This window comes from Rhizobium sp. P1_E6 (assembly GCF_056405875.1).
On record NZ_JBFUBG010000022.1, the window covers coordinates 13,764 to 40,084 of the forward strand.

A 26,321-nucleotide genomic window follows, 5' to 3' on the forward strand; every position below is an offset into this window, starting at 1 on the left:
GAACCAAGGCCTTAATCTTATAGATTGCGGGCAATCACCATGCGCTGCACGTCGCTCGTTCCCTCATAGATCTGGCAGATGCGCACATCGCGGTAGATGCGCTCCACCGGATAATCAGCCATGTAGCCGTAGCCGCCATGGATCTGGATCGCGTCGGAGCAAACCCGCTCGGCCATTTCCGAGGCAAAGAGCTTGGCCATCGACGCCTCCGACAGGCAGGGCAATCCCGCTTCTCTGAGTGAGGCAGCATGAAAAACGAGCTGCCGCGCCGCCTCGATCCGCGTCGCCATGTCAGCGAGCCGGAAGGCGACCGCTTGATGTTCCACGATCGGCTTGCCGAAAGCGCTACGTTCGCGGGCGTAATCGCGCGCCGCCTCGAAGGCCGCCTTCGCCATTCCAACGGCCTGCGCTGCAATGCCGATTCGCCCGCCCTCTAGATTGGCAAGCGCGATGCGATAGCCCTCACCCTCCTCGCCGAGCCTTAGCTCGGCCGGAATACGCATGTTACTGAAAGCGATCTGGCAGGTGTCGGAGGAATGAAGCCCGAGCTTTTCCTCGACGCGGATCACCTCGTAGCCCGGCGTATCGGTCGGCACGATGAAAGCGGTAATGCCCTTCTTTCCGGCATCGGGATCCGTGACGGCAAAGACGATGATGATCTGTCCGTTTTTACCCGAGGTGATGAATTGCTTGGCGCCGTCGAGCACGTAGTGATCGCCGTCGCGCCGCGCCCGCGTCTTGAGGTTCGAGGCATCGGAGCCCGCCTGCGGTTCCGTCAGCGCAAAACCGCCGATCCATTCGCCGCTTGCAAGCTTCGGCAGGAAGCGTTGCCGTTGTCCCTCATTGCCGAATTTCAGGATCGGCACGCAGCCGACCGAACTGTGCACGCTCATGATGGTCGAGCAGGGCCCGTCGCCGGCGGCGATTTCCTCCAGCACTGCAGCGTAAGCGATGACGCCGGTATCTGAGCCGCCATAGGCCTCCGGCACCAGCATGCCAAGCAGCCCGAGTTCGCCCATTTCCTTCAATTCTTCGCGGGGAAAGAGAGATTCCCGGTCGCGTTTTGCCGCTCCTGGCGCCAGCCGCTCCTGGGCGAAATCGCGGGCCAGATCGCGGATCTGCTGTTGAAGTTCGGAAAGGATCATCTGCTTCCCCTTCCTAGTGTCGCTCGATGGCGACCGCGGTTGCCTCACCGCCGCCGATGCAAAGTGCGGCCACGCCGCGCTTCAGGTCATAACGCTTCAGCGCCGAAAGCAGCGTCACCAGAATTCGGGCGCCGGACGCTCCGATTGGATGGCCGAGTGCACAGGCGCCGCCATGCACGTTCACCTTCTCATGCGGCAGGTTCAGGTCGCGCATCGCTGCCATGGCAACGACGGCAAAGGCCTCGTTGATCTCGAAGAGATCGACATCGGAGAGCGGCAGGCCGGTGCGATCGGACAGTTTTTGCATAGCGCCGATCGGCGCGGTGGCAAAGAGATTGGGGGCCTGCGAATGCGTGGCATGGCCGAGAATAGTGGCAAGTGGCGTGAGGCCGCGGCGATCCGCCTCCGAGCGGCGCATCAGAACGAGTGCGGCCGCACCGTCGGAAATCGAACTGGAATTGGCGGCCGTCACCGTACCGCCGTCACGAAAGGCCGGCTTCAGTGTCGGGATCTTGTCAGGCCTCGCCTTGCCCGGCTGCTCGTCACGGCTTGCCACCTGCTCGGCCTTGCCGGATTTCACCGTCACCGGCACAATTTCGCTGTCAAAATAACCCTCGGCAATCGCCTTCTGCGCCCGCGTCAGCGACGTGACCGCATAGGCGTCCTGCGCTTCGCGTGTAAACTGATAGGCTTCGGCGCAATCCTCCGCGAAGCTGCCCATCAAGCGCCCCTTGTCATACGCATCCTCCAGCCCGTCGAGGAACATATGGTCCACGACCCGCCCATGACCAAGCCTGTAGCCCGCACGGGCACGATCAAGGAGATAGGGCGCATTCGTCATGCTTTCCATGCCACCGGCAACAGCCACCGAAGCGCTTTCCACCGCAATGAGGTCATGGACCATCATGACCGCCTTCATGCCGGAGCCGCACATCTTGTTGATGGTACTCGCACCTGTCGCAAAGGGCAGTCCGGCATGGATCGCCGCCTGACGGGCCGGTGCCTGACCCTGTCCGGCCGGCAATACACAGCCGAAAACGACCTCCTCGATTGCATCCGCTTCGACGCCACTGCGCTGCAGGGCCGCGCGGATTGCCGCGGCGCCGAGTTCAGGGGCCGCGACATCCTTGAGTTCACCCTGAAAACTGCCGATCGGCGTGCGGGCTGCGCCAACGATGACGATGGGATCCTGTAAGGCCATGTTTTCTCCTTCGGGCCAGGCGCTCAGCGCGCGCCCATACGCAATGCGCCATCGAGGCGGATGACCTCACCGTTCAGCATGCTGTTTTCCAAGATGTGACGCACCAAAGCGGCAAATTCCGCCGGCCGTCCGAGACGCGTCGGGAAAGGAACGCTTTTGCCGAGTGCTTCCTGCACCTCGGCCGGCATGCCGGCCATCATCGGCGTTTCGAAAATGCCGGGTGCGATCGACACGGTGCGGATGCCGTGTCGTGCCAACTCGCGGGCGATCGGCAGCGTCATCGCCGCGACACCCCCCTTGGAGGCGGCGTAGGCTGCCTGACCGATCTGCCCGTCGAAGGCGGCAGCCGAGGCTGTATTGACGATCACGCCCCGCTCACCTTCAGCATCCGGTTGCGCAGTCTGGATGGCAACCGCCGCAAGCCGGATCATATTGAAGGTACCGATGAGGTTGATGCTGATCGTACGCGTAAAGCTCTCCAGCCGATGCGGGCCGTCACGCCCGATCACCTTTTCGGCCGGGGCTACGCCGGCGCAGTTGATAAGCCCGCGAAGCGGGCCGAAAGCATTCACGGCGGTGGCAATCACCGCCGCACCGTCCTCTTCATCAGTCACGTCGGCTTTGATGAAGCGTGCATCCTGTCCCAGTTCGCCAGCGATCGCCTCGCCTGCATCGAGATTAAGATCGGCAATCGTCACGCGCCCGCCGGCTTCGGCGAGCATACGTGCCGTTGCCGCTCCAAGCCCGGAGCCGCCGCCGGTAATGATGAAACTTGCGCCGCGGATTTGCACGGATCGCTCCTCTCTGCCCGGCAGACATCTCCTCCGAGTCCGCCTGAGCAAAGATTCTATTCCCTCGCCCTATTGCAAGCGATGACAGGATTGCTCCATTATTTCGGCCAGTTTTGCCATATTGATTTATCGGGGTGAAGCAACGATGGCCGAAACCGAACGCCGCATGATCGCACCGGGCTTCGTCGAGGAAGCGCTCGACAGCCTGCGCCGCCTTGGGAAACCGACAGCGTCTCTTCTGACGAAGCTCGGCCTGCCGCAGCGGATCGATCAACCGGTTTCGACTGAGGCCTATGGCGCGTTGTGGCTGGCGATCGCGGCCGAACTCGACGACGAATTCTTCGGCATGGGCGCCCGGCCGATGCGTAGCGGCAGCTTCACCCTGCTCTGCCATTGCGTACTGCACGCGCCCACGCTCGGCCACGCCCTTCGCCGGGCCTTGCGTTTCCTCGACGTGGTGCTGGACGATCCGCGCGGCAAACTGGTCATTCGCGACGGTTTGGCGCAGATCGAGCTTCGCGATGCCGGTGAGCCGCGCTCGGCCTTCGCCTATCGCACCTACTGGATCATCCTGCATGGCATCATCTGCTGGCTCGTCGGCCGTCGCATCCCAATCCGCCTCGTCGATTTCCGCTGCGCGGAACCCATCCAGGGCGCTGACTACCGGCTGTTCTTCGGTGCGCCTGTGCGCTTCTCGCAGCCGATCAGCCGGCTCGGCTTCGATAGCGCCATGCTCGACTTGCCGATATCGCGCAGCGAACAGGCGTTGAAGCAGTTCCTGCGGGGGGCGCCCGCCAATATTCTCGTGCGCTATCGCTACGATGCCGGCATTGCTGCTGCCGTGCGCCGTCGTCTCTCGCAGACCTCTCCCGCGGCCTGGTCGAGCTTCCGGACGCTCGCTGCCGAGATGCGCATGCCATCCTCGACGCTCCGCCATCGCCTGCATGACGAGGGCCAGAGCTATGCCGGCATCAAGGACGATATCCGCCGGGACCTCGCGGTCGACCTGTTGATAAACACATCGAAGACCATCGGAGAAATCGCCGTGCAACTCGGCTATTCCGAACCCAGCGCCTTCTTTCGCGCTTTCCGGAAATGGATGGGCAAGAGCCCCGACGCTTTCCGCCGGGAAGAACCCAAATCAGTGCAGTGGGAATAGACTTCGTTCGAGGGAGCTTTGAAGCGACCCCAACCCGCGCTACATATGATAGCGGGAGGAGTGCCATGTTTGATTTTTCGCTCGGCGAAACCGCGGACGCCATCCGCGAGGCGACGGCGCGATTTGCCGCCGATACCATCGCTCCGCTGGCCGCGGAGATCGACGAAAGCAATACGTTTCCACGTCAGCTCTGGCCGCAGATGGGTGCGCTTGGTCTGCACGGCATCACCGTGGAAGAAGAATTCGGCGGTGCCGGTCTCGGCTATCTCGAACATGTCGTCGCCATGGAGGAAGTCTCGCGTGCCTCGGCCTCCGTAGGCTTGAGTTACGGCGCCCATTCCAATCTCTGCGTCAATCAAATCCGTCGCTGGGCCACACCGGAGCAGAAGCAGCGCCATCTGCCCAAACTGATTTCCGGCGAGCATGTCGGCTCGCTTGCCATGTCGGAAGCCGGCTCCGGCTCGGATGTCGTGTCCATGCAGCTCAAGGCGGAACGCAAGGGTGATCGCTACCTCCTTAACGGGACAAAGTTCTGGATCACCAATGCACCGCATGCCGATGTGCTCGTCGTCTACGCGAAGACCGATCCGGCGGCCGGACCGAAGGGTATTTCGGCTTTCATCATTGAGAAGGGCATGCCCGGCTTCAGCGTTTCGAAGAAACTCTCCAAACTCGGCATGCGCGGCAGCGATACGGCAGAATTGGTCTTCCAGGATTGTGAGGTGCCGATAGAAGCGCTGATGGGGCGGGAAGGTGACGGCGTTAAGATCCTGATGTCCGGCCTCGATTATGAACGCGCCGTGCTTGCCGCAGGCCCGCTCGGTATCATGCAGGCCTGCCTCGATGTCGTGCTGCCCTATGTGCGGGACCGTAAACAGTTCGGCAAGCCGATCGGTGACTTCCAACTCATGCAGGGCAAGATTGCGGACATGTATGTCGCGCTGAATTCCTCACGCGCCTATGTCTATTCCGTCGCCCGCGCCTGCGATGCCGGCCGCACGAGCCGCTCGGATGCTGCAGCCGCCATCCTATTTGCCAGCGAGAATGCTGTGAAAGTATCGCTGGAGGCGATCCAGGCGCTCGGCGGAGCCGGATATACCAGGGAGTGGCCCGTCGAGCGCTTCCTGCGCGATGCCAAGCTCTATGATATCGGCGCCGGCACGAATGAAATCCGCCGCTATCTGATCGGCCGGGAGCTCATCGCATCATGACGGTGATTTCCTCTGAAATCGATCGCGACAGCGAAACTTTCAAGGCGAATGCCAACAAGAACAGCACTCTGGTCGACGAACTCTACGACCGCTCCGCAAAAACCCGCGAGGGCGGTTCAAGGGCAGCCCGCGAGCGCCATACAGGCAAGGGCAAGCTCCTGCCGCGCGACCGCATCCAGCTTTTGCTCGACGCCGGCAGTCCTTTCCTGGAGATGGGAACGCTGGCGGCGAACGGCATGTATGGCGACGAGGCGCCGGGTGCCGGCATCATCACCGGCATCGGCCGCGTTTGCGGCCGCGAGGTGATGATTGTCGCCAATGATGCGACGGTGAAAGGCGGCGCCTATTTCCCGATGACCGTAAAGAAGCATCTGCGGGCGCAGGAGATCGCGATGCAGAACCGACTGCCCTGCGTCTACCTTGTCGATAGCGGCGGCGCCAACCTTCCGCATCAGGCCGAGGTCTTCCCCGATCGCGATCATTTCGGCGCGATCTTCTTTAATCAGGCGCAGATGTCGGCCGAAGGCATTCCGCAAATCGCCTGCGTGATGGGAAGCTGTACGGCGGGCGGCGCCTACGTCCCTGCCATGTCCGACGAAACGATCATCGTGCGCAATCAGGGCACGATTTTCCTGGCCGGCCCGCCTCTGGTGAAAGCTGCGACCGGCGAGATCATTTCGGCCGAGGAACTCGGCGGTGCTGAAACCCATGGCCGCCGCTCCGGCGTCGTCGATCATGTCGCCGAAAATGACGAGCATGCACTGCTGCTCGTCCGCGATATCGTCGCCAGCCTCAACAGCGTAAAGACGGTCGATATCGACGTTCAGGCCCCGCGCCCGCCAAAACTCGATCCCGAGGATCTCAACGGCGTTATCCCCGAAGATGTCCGCTCGCCGTACGATGTGCGCGAGGTCATCGGTCGCCTCGTCGACGGTTCGGAGTTGCACGAGTTCAAGCCGCTCTATGGCACGACGCTGGTCTGCGGCTTTGCGCGCATCTGGGGCATGCCGGTTGCCGTCATCGCCAACAATGGCGTGCTATTTTCCGAAAGTGCATTGAAGGGCGCGCATTTCATTGAGCTTGCCTGCCAGCGTCGCGTGCCGCTGCTCTTCCTGCAGAACATATCGGGCTTCATGGTCGGCGGCCGTTATGAGGCCGGCGGCATCGCCAAGGATGGGGCGAAGCTCGTCACCGCAGTCGCAACTGCCAGCGTGCCGAAAGTGACCGTCATCATCGGCGGCAGCTTCGGCGCCGGCAATTACGGCATGTGCGGCCGCGCTTATCGGCCGCGCTTCCTCTTCACCTGGCCGAACAGCCGTATCAGCGTCATGGGCGGCGATCAGGCGGCCTCCGTACTCGCCACGATCCGCCGAGACGCCATGGAAGCGCGTGGGGAGACCTGGCCCGCAGATGAGGAGGAAGCCTTCAAGTCGCCGATCCGCGCCGGCTACGAGGCGGAAGGCAACCCCTATTATGCCACCGCCCGCCTCTGGGACGACGGGATCATCGATCCGCGTCAAACGCGGGATGTGCTGGGCCTTGCCTTTTCCGCCTGCCTGAATGCGCCGATCCCGAAGGGACCGCGTTTCGGCCTGTTCAGGATGTGAGGTGACGCAATGATGGAAAGCCTTCTCATTGCCAACAGGGGCGAGATCGCCCGCCGCATCGTCCGGACGGCGAAAACCCTCGGCATCCGCACCATCGCCGTCTATTCCGAAGCCGATGCCGGCCTGCCCTTCGTGGCGGAAGCGGATGAGGCGGTCGCAATCGGCTCGCCGCCGGCGCGTGAAAGCTATCTCTCGCAGGATCGCATTCTGGACGCAGCTCGCAAGACCGGCGCTGCCGCCATCCATCCCGGCTATGGATTCCTGTCGGAGAATGCCGATTTTGCCGAAGCGGTGGAGAGCTTAGGCATGATCTGGGTTGGCGCGCCGCCCGCCGCGATTCGTGCCATGGGGCTCAAGGATGCGGCCAAGCAGCTGATGCAGGCGGCCGGCGTGCCGGTCACACCCGGCTATATGGGCATGGACCAGAGCGACGAGAGGCTCGCCGCTGAGGCGGAAGCGACAGGCTTTCCCGTGCTCATAAAAGCCGTCGCCGGCGGCGGCGGCAAGGGCATGCGCCGGGTGGACCGGTCGGAGGAATTCGCCGAACTGCTCGCCTCATGCCGCCGCGAGGCGGCCTCTTCCTTTGGCGACGAGCGTGTGCTGATCGAGCGCTATATCTCCAATCCGCGCCATATCGAGGTGCAGGTCTTTGCCGATCGCTTCGGCAATTGCGTCCATCTCTTCGAGCGCGACTGCTCGCTGCAGCGTCGACACCAGAAGGTGATCGAGGAGGCGCCGGCACCCGGCCTCGACGCCATCACCCGTGCTGCGATCTGCGATGCCGCTGTCAAGGCCGCCAAGGCCGCGAACTACGTCGGGGCCGGCACCATCGAATTCATCGCAGACGCCTCCGAGGGCCTGCGTCCCGACCGCATCTGGTTCATGGAAATGAACACCCGGTTGCAGGTCGAACATCCTGTCACCGAGGCCATCACCGGCGAAGACCTCGTGCTCTGGCAGCTGAAGGTCGCCGCCGGGGAGCCTCTGCCGAAAGAGCAGGACGAGATCACCATGAAGGGCTGGGCATTCGAAGCCCGCCTCTATGCCGAAAATCCGGCTGCCGGCTACTTGCCCTCGATCGGTCGTCTCGATCATTTGCGCCTGCCCCAAAATGTTCGGGTCGACAGCGGTGTCGAGGAAGGCAATGAGATCACCGCCTTCTACGATCCGATGATCGCCAAGATCATCGCCCATGGCTCGAACCGTGAAGTAGCCCTCTCAATCCTCGCCAAGGCTTGCGAGAGCATCGAAGTCTGGCCGGTGAAATCCAATGCCGGCCTTCTCGCCCGCATCGCCTCCGACCCGGATTTCCGCGCGGCGAAGGTCGATACGGGTTTCCTCGATCGTCACGGCGAAACCCTGCTGGCAAAGGAGCCTGACGAGACGACAATCGACAAGGCCGTTACAAGACTGACAGCAACAGATGCGACCGATCCCTGGTCAGCTCTTGCCGGCCTGCGCATCTCGGGCACAAGCGATTGCCGTACGCGCGTTCGCGTAGGCGACCATCTCTATTGGGGCCGTGTCCGGCTCGGCCTCGAAACCAATGCTGTCAAGTCCGGCGAAACCATTGTCCTTTTCGATGCCGGTAATGCCTGGCCAATTTGCCTGCCCGTCGCAAGCGAAGTCGAAGCGCACCAGGGTGCCAGTGATGGCGCGATCCTTTCGCCGATGCCTGGCCTCATCATCTCTGTCGATGTTGCGGAAGGCGACCATGTCGCCAAAGGCGACAGGCTGCTGACAGTGGAAGCGATGAAGATGGAACATACGCTGCGCGCGCCCTTTGACGGCATCGTCCAGAAGTTGCCGGTCTCGGCAGGTGCCAGGGTTTCGGAAAACCAGCTTGTCGTCAGCGTCGTGAAGGAGCAAGAGTGATGGCCGGCCGCTATTTCGACGAATGGACAGTCGGCGATCGGATTGCCCACGAGATCCGCCGCACGGTCACGGAAACCGACAACCTGCTCTTCACGACGCTCTCCCATAATCCGCAACCGCTGCATCTCGATGCCGATTATGCGGCGCGCACCGAATTCGGCCGCATCGTCGTCAATGGCACTTTCACCTTCGCGCTCACCGTCGGTCTTTCGGTTGGCGACACGACGCTCGGCACGCTGATCGCCAACCTCGGCTACGACAAGGTGACGATGCCGCAGCCGGTCTTCATCGGCGATACGCTTCGGGTGGAAACCGAGGTGACGGAGCTCAGGCGCTCTAACTCCCGGCCCGATGCCGGGATCATCACGTTCCGGCATGTCACRCTGAATCAGCGAAACGAGACCGTCTGCCAGTGCCTGCGCACGGCCATGCTGCAGGTGAAGCCGTCATGAGGCTGCGTTCGCTGCTCTTCGTGCCCGGCGATCGACCGGAGCGCTTCGACAAGGCGCTCGCCTCGGGCGCCGATGCCGTCATCCTCGACCTGGAAGATTCCGTTTCCGCGCAGAACAAGCCTAAGGCGCGGGACGCCGTACGCGACTTCGTCATGCGCCGCGCGGCCGATGCGGCGCTTGTCATTCGCATCAATCCCCTCGCCTCGCCCGCCTTCGAGGACGATCTTGCTGCACTCAGCGATCTTGATCCCTTCGCGATCATGCTGCCGAAGGCTGAAGGTTCGGCATCCGTGCGCCAGCTTAAAAGCCGCCTGTCCTCCTCCGTTCCTATCCTGCCGATCGCAACCGAAACGCCGGCCGCTATCTTCGAGATCGGCAGCTACCGGGATGTCGCGTCTCATCTTTGCGGACTGACATGGGGAGCGGAAGATCTGCCTGCCGCGATCGGCGCGGCGACCGCCCGCGAGGCAGATGGACGCTATACTGCGCCTTATGAGCTCGCCCGTTCTCTCGTTCTCTTTGGCGCTCACGCAGCTGCCGTTCCTGCCGTCGAGACCGTCTATCCCCATTTCCGCGATCTCGACGGCGTTACGGCCTATGCGGCCCGTGCGCGGCGCGACGGTTTCTCGGCCATGATGGCGATCCATCCGAGCCAGGTGGAACCGATCAACCATGCCTTTACACCTGACGCGGCCGAGATCGGCTGGGCGGAAAAAGTAGTGGCCGCCTTTGCCGCCTGTCCCGATATCGGCGTTATCCAGATCGACGGGCGCATGCTCGACCTGCCGCATCTGAAACTCGCGAAACGTATTCTGCAGGCCGGAAAAATATAAAATGAAAGGTGACACCAGCCGCCACGGTCTTTCGCTCTTTTGTGCGCAGCGAAGAAGCAACTGCTGCAAGGCCTTATATGYGGGTTCGCGAGACCTGAAAACGCCCAATAAATAAGCAAAGAAGCTTTTATGTCGTAAAACAAATATCATATGTCGCATTTCGATAGCTCAACGCACAGCTGTGCAAAGCTATTTCCGAGGTGGAATTCATCTGATAGCAGGTTGTTCTCGGCCGGGCCTTCGAGAGCTTTTAAAATCAACCTAATAATAATGTCTATTAATAGAATTGAATAGGAACCACGGCTTTCACAATGCCGGCTATATTTTGTATATAAATAGAATATAGGCGATCCGATCGGCCGATCGTAAGAAATTAATGCATCGATGTTCCACCAGAATTTCACAAAATTTGGACATGAATATTTTATGACAGAAACTTTCTACTCTCTTCATGTCATAGAAACTTCATTGGTTACCGGAAATTGAACCAGTTAATAGGGCGTGCGCTCAAGAGGGGGCGCGTCCTATTTTTCGAGGGTTCTCATGCAAGCCAAGCTTCTCGGCGCCGTAGGCGCCCTACTCGCTTCAGCCTTCCTTGCTGCTGGTCCTGTCGCCGCCGCCGAAAAGACCAAGATCGATTTCTGGTTCGGCAACTCGGGCGATATTGCTACGCGCGTTCAGGAACAGTGCGACCGTTTCAACAAGTCGCAGAACGACTTCGAAGTCGTCTGCACCAGCCAGGGTTCTTATGACGCCTCGCTGCAGAACACGATCGCCGCTTTCCGCGCCGGCAAGCAGCCGACCATCGCACAGGTCTCCGACGCTGGTACGCTCGACATCATGCTGTCGGGCGCTTACTATCCGGCCAACAAGCTCATGAGCGACATGGGCTACAATGTCGACTGGAAGGACTACTTCTCCGGCATCGCCGGCTACTACGCAACGTCGAAGGGCGAGATGTACTCCTTCCCCTTCAACTCCTCCACGGCCCTGCTCTACTGGAACAAGGACGCCTTCGCCAAGATCGGCAAGGACCATGCTCCGGCGACCTGGAAGGAAGCAGGCGAAGACTTCAAGGCTCTGAAGGACGCAGGCTACGCTTGCCCGCTCGCCTTCGACATCTCCAACAACGAAGTCTGGCAGTTCATCGAGCAGTTTGAAGCTGTAAACGGCGAAGCCATCGCAACAAAGAAGAACGGCTTTGAAGGCCTCGACGCCGAACTGGTGTTCAACAAGAACCCGATGCTCGTCAACTACGTCAAGGACCTGAAGTCCTGGTACGACAACAAGCTCGCTGTCATCAAGAACAAGGCTGTCGGCCAGACCTTCGTCGAGGCCTTCGCTGCTGGCGAATGCCAGGTCATCCTGACCTCGGTTGGCGACCATGGCAACATCGGCCGTACCGCCAAGCAGGGCATGAACTGGGGCGTTTCGATGCTGCCGACCTATGGCGACGCAACGCGTCACAGCTCTTACGTTGGCGGCGCTTCGCTCTGGGTTCTGAAGGGTCATTCGGACGCCGAATACAAGGCTGCCGCTTCCTTCTTCAACTTCATTGCAAAGCCGGAAGAAGCTCTCACCTGGTCGACCGTTACCGGCTATATCCCGGTTCGTAACTCCGGCTTCGAATACCTGAAGAAGCAGGGCTTCTACGACAAGGCTCCCTATGCCGGTCGCGAACTTGCCATTCAGAGCCTGACCGCTTCTCCGGCTGGCGACACGTCTGCAAAGGGCATCCGTCTCGGTGGCCTGCTCCAGGTCCGTACCGAAATCGCTAACGGCCTGCAGGCGATCTTCGTCAACAATGCCGATGTCCAGGCTTCGCTCGACTCTGCTGCCGATCGCGGCAACCAGCTCCTGCGTCGCTTCCAGCAGACCTACAAGGGCGTTCAGCTCCCCTAATCGGTTGATATGAGCCGCACCCGGTCCGCTTCTGGCGCTCCGGGTGCGGCTTTGTACATTCCCTACCGGCTGCGGAAGCGAGATCGCCGCCCGCGCCAGAACCAAACCCGGACGAAAACGACCACTCATGGAAAAGCGCGTCACTTTCTCCTCGACGACGATCGGCCTTCTTTTCGCATTTCCGATGCTGCTGCTGATCTTCGTCTTCTTCTACTGGCCGAGCGCGCAGGCGCTGTATTGGGCGTTCACGCTCGAGCAGCCATGGGGCGGCGGTAACGCCTGGGTCGGTTTCGACAATTTCAGGCAGCTGCTGAGCGACCCGGTCTATTGGGACTCAATTACCCGCAGCATGATTTTCGGCTTCAGTTCGACTGCCATTGCCATGGGGCTGGCGCTCATCCTGGCGCTCCTGACGGATCGTGAGCTGCGTGGCCATAAAATCTATCGCTCGGTCTTCATCTGGCCCTATGCGATTGCCGCTCCTGCGCTCGGCCTCGCCTTCCGCTTCATCCTGGCGCCTGAAGCCGGTCTTCTGTCGGTCATCAACCATGTCTGGCCTGGCCTCTGGAACCCGGCATTCGACGGCAAGGATGCGATGATCGCGGTCGTCGTCGCCTTCTCCTGGAAATATATCGGCTACAACTTCATCTTCTTCTTGTCGGCCCTGCAGGGTATCCCACGCTCGCTGATCGAGGCGGCGGCCATGGACGGCTCCGGGCCGCTGCGCCGCATGTGGGACATCCAGCTGCCGCTGCTCACGCCGACGCTCTTCTTCCTGCTGGTCATCAACATCACGGAAAGCTTCCAGGATTCCTTCGGTATCGTCGATGTCATGACCCAGGGCGGTCCAGCGCGCGCCACCGAACTCATGGTCTACAAGATCTATTTCGACGGCTTCAAAGGCCTCGATTATTCCGGCGCCGCAGCTCAATCCATGATCCTGATGGGGCTCGTCATCCTGCTCACCATCTTCCAGTTCCGCTTCATCGAGCGGCGCGTGCACTACAAGTGAGGTCGCGAACATGATCGAACGCACGCCGATATTCAACTTCATCTGCTACACGCTGCTCGCGCTCGGCCTGGTGATTGCACTCCTGCCATTCGCCATCGTCATCATCGCGTCGACACTTGATCTGGAGACGGTCAACCGGGTGCCGCTGCCGCTGGTTCCGAGCTCGCACTTCTGGGAAAACGTGCACACTGCCTGGGTTCGTGCCGATCTCGGCAACAAGCTGTTCCATAGCGTCATCTTCGCCGCGACGGTCGGCGCCGGCAAGGTTTTGCTTTCGTCCATGGCTGCCTTCTCGATCGTCTATTTCCGTTTCCGCGGCCGCTATCTGATCTTCTGGATCATCTTCATCACTCTGATGCTGCCGCTGGAAGTGCGTATCGTGCCGACCTATTCGATCGCCGCCAATGCGCTTCAGCCCTTTCAGGCGATCCTCGATGTGACCGGCATCACGTGGCTGGTCGCGCAGATCACCGGCATCCAGATCAAGATGGAATGGGGTCTTCTGAACTCCTATCCAGGCCTGATATTGCCGATGGTCGCGACCGCGACGGGCACGTTCCTCTACCGCCAGTTCTATCTGACGGTGCCGGACGAACTCGCCGAGGCATCGAAGATGGACGGCTCAGGCCCGGTCCGTTTCTTCTGGGACGTTCTGCTGCCGCTGTCGCGTCCGAACATGATCGCGCTTTTCACCATCATGTTCGTCTGGGCCTGGAACCAGTATCTGTGGCCGCTGCTGATCACCACCGACCCGAAGTTCGGCATTGCCGTGACCCAGCTCAAGACACTCATCCCCTCCGAATTCGGCCTGCCCGACTGGAACGTCGCAATGGCCGGAACATTGATCATCATGTCGCCGCCGCTGATCCTCGTCATCCTGATGCAGCGTTGGTTCGTGCGCGGCCTTATTTCCACCGAGAAGTGAAAGGAACAGACCCTTGGCACCGATCTCCATCCGTGGCGTGAAAAAGAGCTATGGCAAGAACGCCGTCGTTCATGGCGTCGATCTCGAAATCCAGTCGGGCGAGTTCATCGTCATCCTCGGTCCGTCCGGCTGCGGCAAGTCCACGCTGCTCCGCATGGTCGCCGGCCTGGAAGAAATCACCGGCGGCGAAATCGCCATCGACGGCCGGGTCGTCAACCAGCTCGAGCCGCGTGAACGCGGCTGCGCCATGGTCTTCCAGAACTATGCGCTCTACCCGCACATGAGCGTTGCCGAAAACATCGGCTACGCGCTGAAGGTCGCCGGCGTGCCGAAGGTCGAGCGCGACCGCCGCATCGCCGAAGTCGCCAAGGCACTCAGCCTCGAGCCCTTCCTCGAACGCCGCCCGGCAGCCCTCTCGGGCGGTCAGCGCCAGCGCGTCGCCATGGGCCGCGCCATGATCCGCGAGCCGAAGGTCTTTCTCTTCGATGAGCCGCTCTCCAACCTCGACGCCAAGCTGCGCATCGCCATGCGTGCGGAAATCCGCCGCCTGCATCGCCGCCTCGGTGCTACCTCGATCTTTGTTACGCATGACCAGAATGAGGCAATGACGCTCGCCGATCGCATCATCGTCATGAATTCCGGATATGTCGAACAGGTCGGCACGCCGGAAGAGGTCTATCACTATCCCGCAAGCCGGTTCGTTGCCGGCTTCGTCGGTACGCCGGCGATGAACCTCCTGGAAGGCCGTGTCAACGAAAACGGCGTCTTCATCTATGACGAAGGACGTACAGTCACTCTGCCGGCCGAACGTGGCAAGCAGCTTGCCGGCCAGCGCGTCGTTCTCGGCGTGCGTGCCGAAGCCGCCCGCCTCGTCTCTCCGGACGCGCCTGGTGCGCTCTTGGCCACTGCCGACTTCATCGAAGAACTCGGCGCGAGCCGTATAGTGCATGCCGATTTCGATGGCCTGCCTTTCGCCGTCGCCATGACCGGTTCGGTCTCGCTGAAGACCGGCGACCGTATCGGCGTCGCCATCGATCAGGATTCGATCCATCTCTATTCGGCCGACACCGGCGCAGTCCTCGTCGCTCCGGCACGCAGCGGCGCCATCACCGTGAACGCCTGAGCCTGACGCTGATGACCAGCTTTTCCGATATCGCCGCTAGCAACCGCAACCTCGTTGCGGTTGCCGTGGAAACGCTCTCGGCGCCCTCCGCCGCCTTCTTCGACGAGGCACGGGCCGCGAAGCTGACGCAGGCCGAGCATGACCGGCTGGCGGCAACCCTGCCCGCGCTCTCGACGATCGAAGTTTTGAACATCGACAGCGGCACCGGTGCCAGCAACGGCCTTGTCGTCGCCGCGTGGAATGCCGAGCGGCTCAAGTATCACGCTCCCTCCGTCGAACTCGTGCGCCAGAGCGGCGCGGATATCCTGCTGCTCACCGAAGCCGATCTCGGTACGGCGCGCGCAGGCAACCGCCATACCGTTGCTGATCTCGCCAGCGATCTCGGTATGTCCTATGTCTTTGGCGTGGAGTTCGTCGAACTTGGCCTCGGGAATTCACGCGAACGCGAATGGCACAAGGGGGAGACGAATTCGGTCGGTTTCCACGGCAATGCGTTGCTTTCCTGCCTGCCCCTCAAAGACGCCGCACTCATCCGCCTCGATGATGGCGGCACGTGGTGGACGGATGCGAAGGATGGACAGGGCCGGATCGGCGGACGCATGGCGATTGCCGCCAAGGTCGAGACTGCATTCGGGCCGATCCTTGCCGTCAGCGTTCATCTGGAAAGCAAGACCGATATCGAGGATCGCGCCGAGCAGACGCGGCGGCTGATTGCGGCCGTTGAACAGCTCGCCGGCGATCTGCCCGTCGTCATCGGCGGCGACTTTAATACCAATTTGCTTCCCGATGGATCGCGCGAGCCGGAAGCATATGAGCCGCTTTTCGGTCTGCTGGCTGAGGCCGGCTATCACTGGGAAACGGCCAACGATTTTGCGCATACGCGCCGCACGCGCCCGGATGGAACGCCGCAGCCGCCCCTCGCCCGGCTCGACTGGCTGTTGACCCGCGGTCTTGTTGCAAGCGACGCCGTAACCGTTCCGGCTGTTGATGCCGATGGCGTGGCAATCTCCGATCATGAACTGATCAGGGCGCGTTTMTTCGCGCCCTGATCAGCCTCTGCTTTCCTTGTCGGAAGAGTCGAAAGGCGCTCGCGAGCAATCGTTTCATTAGAAACCTTTGACGAAGTGTTGCACTTACGCCCTAGCGGGAATGCTTTAGGCGTTGCTAACATTTCAACGATTGGCGGGGGCCGGTTGCAAGCCTACGACGAGGGTAGGCTTGCTCAAAATGGGATGGCTGCGCGTTGCGTATCTGCAGCCATCCCAATCTCTCTTGACCGGAAGTCGGAATTGCAGACGTGCCGTCTCTCATGTTCGATGACACAGGCGCCCTCACCCGTCAGATCCAGGTTCACTCGCCCACAGTTAGAGGCCAATCAGACCGCGTCAGCAGGCAGGCGTTCGGTGTTCGATAAAACTCTGGATCAATCTGCTGTTTCACCCAGCGTATCGGCGACATGAGCGCCGCGCATACCCATCGCTCTCGGTGCCCCTGTCGTCGTATCTTTTGCGGTCTGGTGTTCGAGTTCGGCGTTGAGTTCGGCCCCCACAATCAGGATCGCGACCGAAAGCCACGTCCAAACAAGGAAGCCGATCAACGCGCCGAGCGTTCCATAGGTCGCATTATAGTTGGCAAAGTGGCCAAGGTAGATCGAGAAGCCGAGCGACATGAGAAACCAGGCAAACGCCGTCAGCAGAGCGCCCCATGTCATCCACCGCAGACGCGCCGGCTCACGACTAGGACCGAACCGGTAGATGGCCATGACGGTGGCCACAACCACGGCCAGGAGTAGCGGCCACCTGAGAACGAGGGCCATCTGTTCGTCGAAGCGATCCAGCCAGAGGAACGAAAGCACGACCGGCATCACGGCAACGAGCCCGATAAGAATTGTCGCGGTGATAATGGCGCAGACCGTGAAGCAGAGTGCAATCAGGTTCAAGCGGACCAGGCTGCGTTTTTCCCGCTCTTCATAGGCGATGTTCATGGCGTCGAAGAGCGCAAGGGTACCGCTGTGGGTGCTCCACAAGGCGATAGCCAGACCGATGAAAAAAGTCACGCCCAGCGTACTGTCGCGTCTCTCGGCGAGCGAACGGATTTGCTCCGAAACGAGATCGAAGGCGCCTGGCGGCAGCACCACCGCCAGCTTGCCCAGGTGTTCCGACATGGTCAGAGGATCTGCGAAAAGCCCGTACAGAGAGACCAGTGCGCCAAGCGCCGGAAACATCGCAAGGAGAAGGTAGAAAGTCACGCCGGCAGCGATCAGCGTCACCCTGTCATCCAATACCTCATGCACGACACGCCAGAACACGTCTCTCAGTCCTTGCCTCGGAATGGATTCCGGGACCGATGCCTGCCGGCCATGCCCGTCGTCTTCTGTCGATAAATCGGCCCGCATGGCCGCCTTCGGGCTCATGTCGAAACGGCGCATCACGAGCAGCACGCCGCCAAACGTAGCGAGCGACAGGATCGCGGTTGATCGCAGGCTTAAACGAAAATTTGTGCGCATCGCTCTGCCTCCGTTCGGCATAAGGATGAACGCGCGATCACGCTTAAAGGTGCAAATCCGCGATTGGCATGATGGATTGTTTGGCAGGCGACCGTCGTGCAGGTCCCACCTCTATGGAACTTCGATCATCGCGCGTTGTTTCCATCTGGATTGGAGGACTGCAAATGGCATCTATGACGAGAGAAGAGCTGTCCAAGCAGCTGAAGAAGCTGGATTTCTGCATGTTTTCAACACGCGGAACCTCAAACCGGATAACCAGTCGCCCGATGAGTAACAATGGCGACGTCGAATATGACGGCGATTCCTGGTTTTTCTCCTATGCGGACACGCACAAAATATCCGAGATTCGGAAAGACCCCGCGGTGTTGCTAACCTTTACGGCGCCGCCGCATCTGCTGGGAAAGCCGGGTATATTCATAGCCATCGATGGCGACGCCGTGCTTATCGAGGACACCTCGCAGTTCGAGACCCACTGGGTCAAAGGACTGGAACGATGGTTTCCCGAGGGCGTGCAGACGCCTGGACTTATTCTTATCAAGGTTACTGCACGTTTCGCCCAATATTGGGACGGCGAAGAGAACGGGAAAGTCGATCTCTAATGTCAATGCACGGCGCCGCGTCCACAGCGAGCCCGCCTACAGACGGGCTATCGCCTCCCCTAGTTCCTTGCGAAGCTTTTCAAGCCGAGCCCGTGCCTCGTCCCTTTGCGCCCGCAGCTCTTTGATCGACTTCTCCTGCTCCGTCAGATCCTCAAGGAACTGCTGCTTGAGCGGTGTGTCGCCTACGGAGGCAAGCATGCCTGAAATCCGTGAGGATTCCGAAGTTGCATCCTCGATCGCCTGCATCACCGCCGACAGATCTCTCTCCGCCTCCTTCTGGGCCGTCCTCGCCGTCACGAGCCCGCGAAGCTTCTCGGCGATCTCCGGGGACGGCCCCTCATCGAGCCATTGCAGGATCACCGCGTCGTCGATATCGGCAATCGCCTGCGTTTCGCTCTCTACCATGCGCCATTCGATTGAAGTCGAAACCTTCTTTCCGGCGGGCACCACGACAGTCGCCCGCGCGCCCTGCGGTGTTTCCTCCACCCCCTCGGACAGAACGAGTTCCCACCCTGGCATGCCTGGATCTTCCGCAACGAACTTCCTGTCAGTGTCTGCGCCCCAGGCGGTGAAGGTCTTTCGCACGCGACGCTCCAATGTTGCGTCGAGATAACCGTCCTTGACGACAACTGTCCGGAAGGAACTGGAGTTGGTGATGGCCATTTCCTGCTCGATCTTCTGATCAGCCGCAAACGTCGCCTTTTCAACTCCGCCCGGCTTGACGTTGCCTATGCGCGCATCGCCAACATAGCGCCCTTTTTCGTCATAGACCGCGGCGACCGCCGGCGGCAGCGAGGTACCCGTGTCGTTCGTCAGCATCAGCGCCGCATCCGGATGTTGGGCGCCATCGCGATAGAGAGCGACGAACTCCGCGCCGATCTCGCGATCGAGGATCGGCACGGAAATCGTCTCACCGTTCTTGAGGTCGTATGCGCCGGGAAGATCGAAGTTTGCGACCACATCGCCCTCGTCGGCGGCGGCAGCAATGGTAGCGGCCGGAGCGGCAATAACGGGAGCAGGAGCCTCCGCAGCGGGCTCGTTCAGCAACGCACCCGCGACCATCCCCCGTTTGGCGCTCGCGACGTCAAGATATGCGGCCTCCGCCTCAGGGCGTGATGGCCATGTTCTGGCGTACAGCCTCTGGCGAAGCGTCACTGGCTTGCCTGACGTCAGAGATATTGAAACCCCTTTCCAGTCTTCGCCAGAGGCATTCTCCAGAACTGCCCATGCTTGCAACCGCGCTTTGCCCTTGGCGTCGACAATGATCCGATAGGACGGCTTCCAGAGCGGGGCTGCGACGACATAGGAAATGTCCACGGCCGCCGACGCCTTGCCATTGAGCGAAATGGTGACTGCACGCGTCCCCTGCACTCCATCGCTCGACAGCAGTTCCACTGCCCGAGCAACCATCTCGGCATCTTTGGGATTATCGAGTTTGTAGGCCATGGCGCCACCGATCTCGGCAACGTCGAAGGCGCCGCGGTCAAGCATCACGATCAGCCGCGCGCGCTGCTTTTCAGTGGCGGGCTCTACCCCGACGATGCGACCCTTCACCCCGTTCGCAGAGACAGGCGCGCCTCTGAGAGCCCGCAGCACAGCAGCAGCCGAATCCAGATCCTTCCGTTTGATCGGCAGCACCTTGAATGTTTCATCGACCATGCCCGGCCCGGTGGTCGACAATCCCTTTACGGGAGCCGGCCCCGAGACAACGAGGGTCTTCAGAAAGTCATCCATCTGGTCTGTCGGCACATCGACGACAGCGTTGCCGTCGTCCCCGACATTAAGACTGCGCACATATTCGGCAACGCCTCCTGAGGACAGCCTGATAGACTTGATAGTCCCGGTTTGCGCGAATGCGGTTGTGGAGAGCAGTATTGCGGTAAGCGCCGCACAGATGGTGGATGCGTATTTCATGTGACCCCCTCGATATAAATTCCACCAGAGGATGAACGTAAAAAAGGGGCGGCATTTCGACACGCAACCGCTTTTGCGCGCGTTGTCCCTATGGCCCATTCGCCGACACGACGACGTCTCTGTCGGGAACCTCCATCTTCGATGCGATATCGGGGAAAGATGTCGTGAAAATGAGAAAGCGAACGCCTATATAGCTGCCGAGTCTGTTTGAAAGGAAATCCATCATGACTATCAATGGAAGCCTGCTCGTCGCGGGATCGGAGAAACGCGGCACTCGCGGGGAGCTCTACGGCGTCGAGGCGGCCACCGGAGCGGCACTGCCCGTCTCTTTCGGTGGCGCCACCGCGGAAGACGTCGAGGAGGCAACCAGGTTTGCATGGGAGGCGTTCGCCTCCTACCGGGAAACAGATCTGGAAACGCGGGCCGATTTTCTTGAAACAATCGCCAGCGAGATCGAGGCGATCGGCGATGAGTTGATCGTGCGTGCAATGGCGGAAACCGGACTTCCACGCGGACGGATCGAGGGTGAGCGCGGCCGCACGATCGGACAGCTTCGGCTGTTTGCGAAAGAGGTTCGCGAAGGCCGATTCCAGGAACTTCGTTTTGACGGCGCGGATCCCTCCCGCAAGCCCGTTCCGAAGCCCGATCTGCGCCTGCGCAACGTTCCCCTCGGCCCCGTTGCGGTTTTCGGCGCATCAAACTTTCCGCTCGCCTTCTCGGTGGCCGGCGGTGACACGGCCTCTGCGCTCGCAGCAGGATGCCCCGTCGTCGTCAAGGCGCATTCGGCGCATCCGGGCACGTCGGAACTGGTCGGTCGCGCCGTTCAGCGGGCCGTCGCCAAGGCCGGGCTGCATGCGGGCACCTTCGCGCTTCTCTTTGACACCGGCTTCGAGGTCGGACAGAAGCTCGTCGCCGATGCCCGAATTCGAGCAGTCGGTTTCACAGGCTCGCGCCGCGGCGGCACGGCACTGATGAAGATCTCTTCCGAGCGCAAGCAGCCGATCCCGGTCTATGCCGAAATGAGCAGCATCAACCCGGTCATCTTCTTCCCCGATGCCCTGAAAAGCCGCGCGACAGAGATTGCAACGGCTTTTGTCAGCTCGCTGGTTCTGGGCGCCGGACAATTCTGCACCAATCCCGGCCTCATTCTCGCCGTCGACAGTGAAGGTCTGGACACTTTTATCGCCAAGACGCGGGAGCTTCTGCCTGATGTCGGCGCGCAGACCATGCTGACGGGCTCCATCGCCAAGGCATTCTGCAATGGCGTCGCCCGGCTGGAAAAGCATCCCGAAGTCCGTCTCGTTGCCAATGGCAAGCCGGGCAGCGAATTCGAAGGTACCGCTGCACTCTTCGAGACGACGGCTGCGGCATTCCTCGCCCATCACGAGCTTCAGGACGAGGTCTTCGGCGCCGCCGGGCTCATCGTGCGCTGCCGCGATCTCGCCGAACTCGAGCGGGTGCTTGACGGCCTGGAAGGCCAGCTGACCGTAGCCCTCCACATCACGAGCGAAGACGAGCCGGACGCAAAGCGCCTCGTTCCCAGGCTGGAGATGCTTGCCGGACGACTGCTCGTGAACGGCTTCGGAACCGGCGTCGAGGTATCGCCCGCCATGGTGCATGGCGGCCCCTACCCGGCAACAGCCGATGGCAGATCGACCTCGGTCGGGACGCTGGCGATCTACAGGTTCCTGCGGCCGGTTTCGTATCAGGACTTTACGGTGAACCTGCTTCCGACACCGTTGCGTTGATCGATCGGAGCTTGTCAGCGTTCAAACGGCGGAGTCTCCAAGGAGGCCACCGAAGAGATTGGCAAGCTCCCGCACCGGCTGGAAGCAGACATCAGCTTGACTGATGACTCCAGCCGGCGCGGCGGTACCAAGCGAGGATCCTCTTTGGCAAAACCGTCATTTTGCCAGTGACATCGGCATCATTCTCTGCAAGAAAGATTACCGTTGAGAGACAGGGGCGCCCGTTTGCAAGAACGGGCTGAGAAGCACCCTTCGAACCTGAACCGGATAATGCCGGCGGAGGGAGTCGCTCGGGTCGCAGTCTGCTTCATTGCATGATCGTTCCCGCGCCTGCCCCGCCTGAAAGGGGTACTATGGAGAACAAGACACCCGGAGCTCTGTTGACGGAGATGCGCGCCAAGCCGCCGCTCGTGCAGTGCATCACCAATTATGTCGCCATGAACATCGCCGCCAATGTGGTGCTCGCGGCCGGCGCGTCGCCTGCCATGGTTCATGCGGCCGAGGAGGCGGGGGAATTTGCCGCGATTGCCGGGGCTTTGACCGTCAACATCGGCACGCTCTCCCCCCAATGGATCGACGGCATGCATGCGGCGGCAACGGCCGCGAATGGAGGCGGCAAGCCGTGGGTCCTCGATCCGGTCGCCCATTACGCAACGTCCTTCCGCCGCAAGGCGGTTGCCGATCTCCTGGCCCTTCGCCCGACGATCATCCGCGGCAATGCCTCCGAGATCATTGCACTTGCCGGCGGCGAAAGCCGCGGCCAAGGCGTCGACAGCCGTGACCCGGTAGAACAGGCCGAAGCATCTGCGCAGCGGCTGGCCGAACGGCATGGCGCAGTCGTCGCCGTCACCGGTGTCGTGGATTTCGTGACTGATGGCGCACAGGCGCTGCGCATCGAGGGTGGTTCGTCGCTGATGCCGCAGGTGACCGCGCTCGGCTGCTCGTTGACCTGCCTGACCGGCGCCTTCGCGGCCGCCATCCCCGGCGACCCCTTCGCTGCTGCCGTTGCAGCACTTGCCACCTTTGCGGTTGCCGGCGAAGAGGCGGCGAAAAATGCGAGCGGACCCGGCTCTTTCTCCTGGCGCTTCCTCGATGCGCTCGCCGCGCTCGATGGTGCAGCATTGGATGCGAAGGTCAGGATCAGCGCGGCATGAAACGCTTCGATCTCTCCCTCTATCTGGTCCTCGATCCGGATCTCTGCGCCGGCATCGGCATGATCGAGACGGCGCGGCTTGCCGTCGTAGGCGGTGCAACCATTGTGCAGTTGCGCGACAAACACGGCGGAACGGCGCGGATGGTGGAAACCGGCCTTGCGCTGAGAGACGTTTTGAGGGGTACCGGCGCTTTGCTTGTTATCAATGACGATGTGGAAGCTGCCCTCGCGATCGGCGCCGACGGGTTGCATATTGGCCAGGACGATATGGGACCTGCTGCCGCACGCGCGAAAATCGGTCCGAACATGATTCTCGGCCTGTCGGTTGAGACGGAGGCGCTGGCTGCGGCAATCGACCCTGCTGTCGTCGATTACGCCGGCATCGGACCGGTCTTTRCAACACCCACCAAGAGTGACCACAAGCAGCCGATCGGTTTCGACGGGCTGGCGAATCTGGTGAAAGTCGCGCCCGTTCCAACGGTTGCGATTGGCGGCCTGAAGAGCGAGCATGTCGCGTCTGTCTTTGCGGCAGGTGCTGATGGGCTTGCCGTCGTCTCGGCGGTCTGCGGCACCCCGGATCCGATGGCCGCGACACTCCGCATCGCAGAGGAAATCCGAAAGGTCAGCCGATGATCCGCAATGTGCTATCCATCGCCGGTTCCGATCCCTCCGGTGGCGCCGGCATCCAGGCCGATCTCAAAGCCTTCTCCGCTCGCGGCGTCTATGGCATGGCGGCGCTGACGGCATTGACGGCACAGAACACGCAGGGTGTGACCGGCGTGCATCTCGTGCCGCCGCACTTCGTCGCCCAGCAGATCAAGGCGGTCTTTGCCGATGTGCGCGTCGACGCGGTCAAGATCGGCATGATCGCCAATGCCGGCATTGCCGAAGCGGTTGCCGAGGCACTTGCGCCGCATCGCGGCATCCCCATCGTTGTCGATCCCGTCATGATCGCCAAAGGCGGAGCAGCACTTCTCGACCCGCAGGCCGTCGATGCGCTGACGCGGCATCTGCTGCCGCTTGCGACGCTGCTCACCCCCAACCTGCCGGAAGCTGCCGCACTGCTGCACGAAGAGGTTGCCGAAAACCGCGAGCAGATGGCATCACAGGCTGAGCGCCTGCGTGCGCTCGGCCCCGCCGCCGTGCTGGTGAAGGGCGGGCATCTCGACAGCGACGAGAGCCCGGACGTGTTATCGACCGCTTCAGGTCTTCACTGGTTCGAGGCCAAGCGCGTGCCAACGAAGAACACGCATGGCACGGGCTGTACCCTTTCCAGCGCGCTTGCCGCCGAGCTCGCGAAGGGCGCTTTGCCGCAAATGGCCGTGGCAACTGCCAAGACCTATCTTGCGCAAGCGGTCGCTGCCGCAGGCGAATTGATGGTTGGTTCCGGCCATGGGCCTGTGCAGCATTTCCACGCCCTGTGGAAAGACGCCGGCCTCTGAGCCGGATCACAATTCGAGGATTGCAGACGGCCCGGTCAAACCGGGCCGTTTTCTTTTGCCTACCCTGCGTTGAACCAGGCCTGCCCGGTAAAAAGCCTGTTGACAAGGTCGCCCAGATATCCAAAGCTATGACATTAAAAGGGGATAAATTCCGCAATAACGGAATATCTGGAGGAATTCGGGTGTCAGACCTGCTTGTGAGCTTATATTCCACGAAGCTCGCCGAACTGAAAGAAAAAGCCGATGCCGTCGGCATCACAATCCGTCCGGCTTTGCCGCCGGAACTTCACGTCGTCGTCGGCTGGGTGCGCGAGCATTTCAGCGAGAACTGGGCGAGTGAAGTCGCCGTCGCATTTTCCCGCCAGCCCGTCGCCTGTCTTGTCGCCGTCGAGAACGGCAAGCTTCTCGGCGTTGCCTGCTATGACACGACCGCCCGCGGCTTCTTCGGCCCTACCGGCGTCGATCCCGCAGCGCGCGGCAAGGGCATCGGCCTCGCCCTCTTTTCCGCTTGCCTGCAAAACCTGAAGACGCTTGGCCATGCCTATGCCTTCATTGGCGATGCCGGCCCCGTCGATTTCTACGTCAAGACCGCAGGCGCGGTCGAAATTCCCGCCCCCGACAAGGGCATTTACGAAGGCATGCTGCGAAGCCAGCCGAAATGACCATCTGATACCGGAGTTTTTAAATAGTGTCCTCGACCCCGCTCGCTCTCTTCGTCGGCCTTCCCAATCCGACGCTTTCGGACGACGAATTCGCCCTCTTCCGTGAAACCAATCCGCTCGGCCTCTTCGTCGGCCGCCGCAACCTGCGGGATCCGGAACAGGCAAAGATCCTGATTGACCGTTTCCGCGAGGCCGTGGGCCGCAACGATGCGCCCGTCTTCACCGACCAGGAAGGTGGCCGCGTGCAGCATATGGATGCCGGCCCCTGGCCGCTCTTCCGCAGCTTCGGCCAGTTCGCCGAGCTTGCCCGCCATGATCTCGAGCTCGGCAAGCAGGCGCTGCGCCTTTCCACCCAGGCCATGGGCGCGATGATGAGCGAACTCGGCCTGTCGAGCGGCTGCTCGCCCGTTCTCGACCTCGTGTTCGAGACGACGAGCGCTGTCATCGGCGCCCGCTCCTTCGGTTCGGATCCGGATTTCATCGCCGCGCTCGGCCGCGAAGTGGTGGATGGTCTGCTCGAAACCGGCAATATGCCTGTTATGAAGCACATTCCGGGTCATGGCCGCGCGACGCTCGATTCTCACAAGGAGCGTCCTGTCGTGGATGCCTCGCGCGAGACGCTTGTCGCCACCGATTTCAAGCCCTTCGTGGCGCTGAAGGACACGCCCTGGGCGATGGTCGCCCACGTCGTCTACTCCGCTTACGATGCGGAGCTTCCGGCCTCCATCTCGCCGATCATGCATGACGTGATCCGCAACGACATGGGCTATGACGGCGTGCTGATCTCCGACTGCATCTTCATGGAGTCGCTGCAGGGCACCCTGCCGGAACGCGTCGCCCAGGTTCTCGATGCCGGTTTCGACATCGCGCTGCACAGCCATGGCGATGTTAGGGAAAGCGAAGCCGCCGCCAAGGGCGCGCGCCCGCTGACCGAAGCCGCACAGAAGCGTATTGCCGCGGGGAAGGCCCGTCTCGGCACTCTCAAGATCGACTATCGCGCTGCCCAGGCGGAAGTCGAAGCCATGTTTGCAAGCGCACTGGCCTCCTGACCGGCGCCGCCA

23 protein-coding genes and 1 riboswitch are annotated in these 26,321 nt (G+C 61.3%); of the genes, 18 read left to right on the forward strand and 5 right to left on the reverse strand.

Annotated features, from left to right (window positions below; all coding sequences use genetic code 11):
* Positions 1-17: 17 nt before the first annotated feature.
* The 3 genes from AC1D35_RS13915 to AC1D35_RS13925 are packed head-to-tail and all read right to left on the reverse strand — an operon-like array spanning position 18 to position 3,137.
* The gene (locus AC1D35_RS13915; protein ID WP_477852003.1) at positions 18-1,145 is read right to left on the reverse strand and encodes an acyl-CoA dehydrogenase family protein; all 1,128 of its coding nucleotides are present in this window, start codon (positions 1,143-1,145) and stop codon (positions 18-20) included.
* 13 nt (positions 1,146-1,158) lie between these two features.
* Positions 1,159-2,346: an acetyl-CoA C-acyltransferase gene (locus AC1D35_RS13920; RefSeq protein WP_477852004.1), complete on the reverse strand. Its 1,188-nt coding sequence runs from the start codon at positions 2,344-2,346 to the stop codon at positions 1,159-1,161.
* Between the two features lie 23 nt (positions 2,347-2,369).
* On the reverse strand, positions 2,370-3,137 hold the full coding sequence (locus AC1D35_RS13925) for a 3-hydroxyacyl-CoA dehydrogenase (protein ID WP_477852005.1): 768 nt from the start codon (positions 3,135-3,137) through the stop codon (positions 2,370-2,372).
* A 145-nt stretch (positions 3,138-3,282) separates the two neighbouring features.
* Between AC1D35_RS13925 and AC1D35_RS13930 the strand changes: the two genes are divergently transcribed.
* From AC1D35_RS13930 to AC1D35_RS13980, 11 genes are all read left to right on the forward strand, one after another.
* A complete protein-coding gene (locus tag AC1D35_RS13930) occupies positions 3,283-4,296 on the forward strand; it encodes an AraC family transcriptional regulator (RefSeq protein WP_113508088.1) in 1,014 nt (337 codons plus the stop codon).
* Positions 4,297-4,361: 65 nt separating this feature from the next.
* Complete coding sequence (locus AC1D35_RS13935; protein ID WP_477852007.1) at positions 4,362-5,507, forward strand: isovaleryl-CoA dehydrogenase; 1,146 nt, start codon at positions 4,362-4,364, stop codon at positions 5,505-5,507.
* The gene (locus tag AC1D35_RS13940; RefSeq protein WP_477852008.1) at positions 5,504-7,114 is read left to right on the forward strand and encodes a carboxyl transferase domain-containing protein; all 1,611 of its coding nucleotides are present in this window, start codon (positions 5,504-5,506) and stop codon (positions 7,112-7,114) included. The genes AC1D35_RS13935 and AC1D35_RS13940 overlap by 4 nt, the downstream gene beginning before the upstream one ends.
* 9 nt (positions 7,115-7,123) lie before the next feature.
* Entirely contained in the window at positions 7,124-8,989 is a 1,866-nt protein-coding gene (locus AC1D35_RS13945; RefSeq protein ID WP_477852009.1) for an acetyl/propionyl/methylcrotonyl-CoA carboxylase subunit alpha, read from the forward strand.
* Entirely contained in the window at positions 8,989-9,441 is a 453-nt protein-coding gene (locus AC1D35_RS13950; RefSeq protein ID WP_477852010.1) for a MaoC family dehydratase, read from the forward strand. Before AC1D35_RS13945 ends, AC1D35_RS13950 begins: the two co-directional genes overlap by 1 nt.
* Positions 9,438-10,274, forward strand: coding sequence for an HpcH/HpaI aldolase/citrate lyase family protein (locus tag AC1D35_RS13955; RefSeq protein ID WP_477852011.1), 837 nt, complete (start codon positions 9,438-9,440; stop codon positions 10,272-10,274). Before AC1D35_RS13950 ends, AC1D35_RS13955 begins: the two co-directional genes overlap by 4 nt.
* A gap of 543 nt (positions 10,275-10,817) precedes the next feature.
* The gene (locus AC1D35_RS13960; RefSeq protein ID WP_113308904.1) at positions 10,818-12,176 is read left to right on the forward strand and encodes an extracellular solute-binding protein; all 1,359 of its coding nucleotides are present in this window, start codon (positions 10,818-10,820) and stop codon (positions 12,174-12,176) included.
* Between the two features lie 127 nt (positions 12,177-12,303).
* Positions 12,304-13,188 (forward strand): carbohydrate ABC transporter permease, encoded by an 885-nt coding sequence (locus tag AC1D35_RS13965; RefSeq protein WP_113308903.1) that lies wholly within the window; start codon positions 12,304-12,306, stop codon positions 13,186-13,188.
* Between the two features lie 10 nt (positions 13,189-13,198).
* Positions 13,199-14,113, forward strand: a complete 915-nt coding sequence (locus AC1D35_RS13970) for an ABC transporter permease subunit (protein ID WP_113298737.1) — start codon at positions 13,199-13,201, stop codon at positions 14,111-14,113.
* 13 nt (positions 14,114-14,126) lie between these two features.
* Positions 14,127-15,236 (forward strand): sn-glycerol-3-phosphate ABC transporter ATP-binding protein UgpC, encoded by a 1,110-nt coding sequence (gene ugpC, locus AC1D35_RS13975; protein WP_113508093.1) that lies wholly within the window; start codon positions 14,127-14,129, stop codon positions 15,234-15,236.
* 11 nt (positions 15,237-15,247) lie between these two features.
* Positions 15,248-16,285, forward strand: a complete 1,038-nt coding sequence (locus AC1D35_RS13980) for an endonuclease/exonuclease/phosphatase family protein (RefSeq protein WP_477938726.1) — start codon at positions 15,248-15,250, stop codon at positions 16,283-16,285.
* Positions 16,286-16,659: 374 nt separating this feature from the next.
* On the opposite strand, the gene AC1D35_RS13985 is transcribed toward AC1D35_RS13980, so the two are convergent.
* Positions 16,660-17,742, reverse strand: a complete 1,083-nt coding sequence (locus AC1D35_RS13985) for a YihY/virulence factor BrkB family protein (RefSeq protein WP_477852015.1) — start codon at positions 17,740-17,742, stop codon at positions 16,660-16,662.
* Positions 17,743-17,906: 164 nt separating this feature from the next.
* Here AC1D35_RS13985 and AC1D35_RS13990 point away from each other — a divergent pair, with 164 nt between their 5' ends.
* On the forward strand, positions 17,907-18,341 hold the full coding sequence (locus AC1D35_RS13990) for a pyridoxamine 5'-phosphate oxidase family protein (protein WP_113508095.1): 435 nt from the start codon (positions 17,907-17,909) through the stop codon (positions 18,339-18,341).
* 36 nt (positions 18,342-18,377) lie between these two features.
* Here AC1D35_RS13990 and AC1D35_RS13995 read toward each other — a convergent pair whose 3' ends face one another.
* Positions 18,378-20,255: a DUF4139 domain-containing protein gene (locus AC1D35_RS13995; RefSeq protein WP_477852016.1), complete on the reverse strand. Its 1,878-nt coding sequence runs from the start codon at positions 20,253-20,255 to the stop codon at positions 18,378-18,380.
* 224 nt (positions 20,256-20,479) lie between these two features.
* Here AC1D35_RS13995 and AC1D35_RS14000 point away from each other — a divergent pair, with 224 nt between their 5' ends.
* From AC1D35_RS14000 to AC1D35_RS14025, 6 genes are all read left to right on the forward strand, one after another.
* The gene (locus AC1D35_RS14000) at positions 20,480-22,003 is read left to right on the forward strand and encodes an aldehyde dehydrogenase (NADP(+)) (RefSeq protein ID WP_477852018.1); all 1,524 of its coding nucleotides are present in this window, start codon (positions 20,480-20,482) and stop codon (positions 22,001-22,003) included.
* 203 nt (positions 22,004-22,206) lie between these two features.
* Positions 22,207-22,305: riboswitch (TPP riboswitch) on the forward strand.
* A gap of 51 nt (positions 22,306-22,356) precedes the next feature.
* A complete protein-coding gene (gene thiM, locus AC1D35_RS14005; protein WP_477832237.1) occupies positions 22,357-23,157 on the forward strand; it encodes a hydroxyethylthiazole kinase in 801 nt (266 codons plus the stop codon).
* Positions 23,154-23,789, forward strand: a complete 636-nt coding sequence (thiE, locus tag AC1D35_RS14010; RefSeq protein ID WP_477938729.1) for a thiamine phosphate synthase — start codon at positions 23,154-23,156, stop codon at positions 23,787-23,789. The genes thiM and thiE overlap by 4 nt, the downstream gene beginning before the upstream one ends.
* Positions 23,786-24,598 (forward strand): bifunctional hydroxymethylpyrimidine kinase/phosphomethylpyrimidine kinase, encoded by an 813-nt coding sequence (gene thiD / locus AC1D35_RS14015; protein WP_477852020.1) that lies wholly within the window; start codon positions 23,786-23,788, stop codon positions 24,596-24,598. Before thiE ends, thiD begins: the two co-directional genes overlap by 4 nt.
* 182 nt (positions 24,599-24,780) lie before the next feature.
* Positions 24,781-25,260, forward strand: a complete 480-nt coding sequence (locus tag AC1D35_RS14020) for a GNAT family N-acetyltransferase (RefSeq protein WP_477852021.1) — start codon at positions 24,781-24,783, stop codon at positions 25,258-25,260.
* 26 nt (positions 25,261-25,286) lie between these two features.
* Positions 25,287-26,309 (forward strand): glycoside hydrolase family 3 N-terminal domain-containing protein, encoded by a 1,023-nt coding sequence (locus tag AC1D35_RS14025; protein WP_477852022.1) that lies wholly within the window; start codon positions 25,287-25,289, stop codon positions 26,307-26,309.
* The last annotated feature ends 12 nt before the right edge of the window (positions 26,310-26,321 follow it).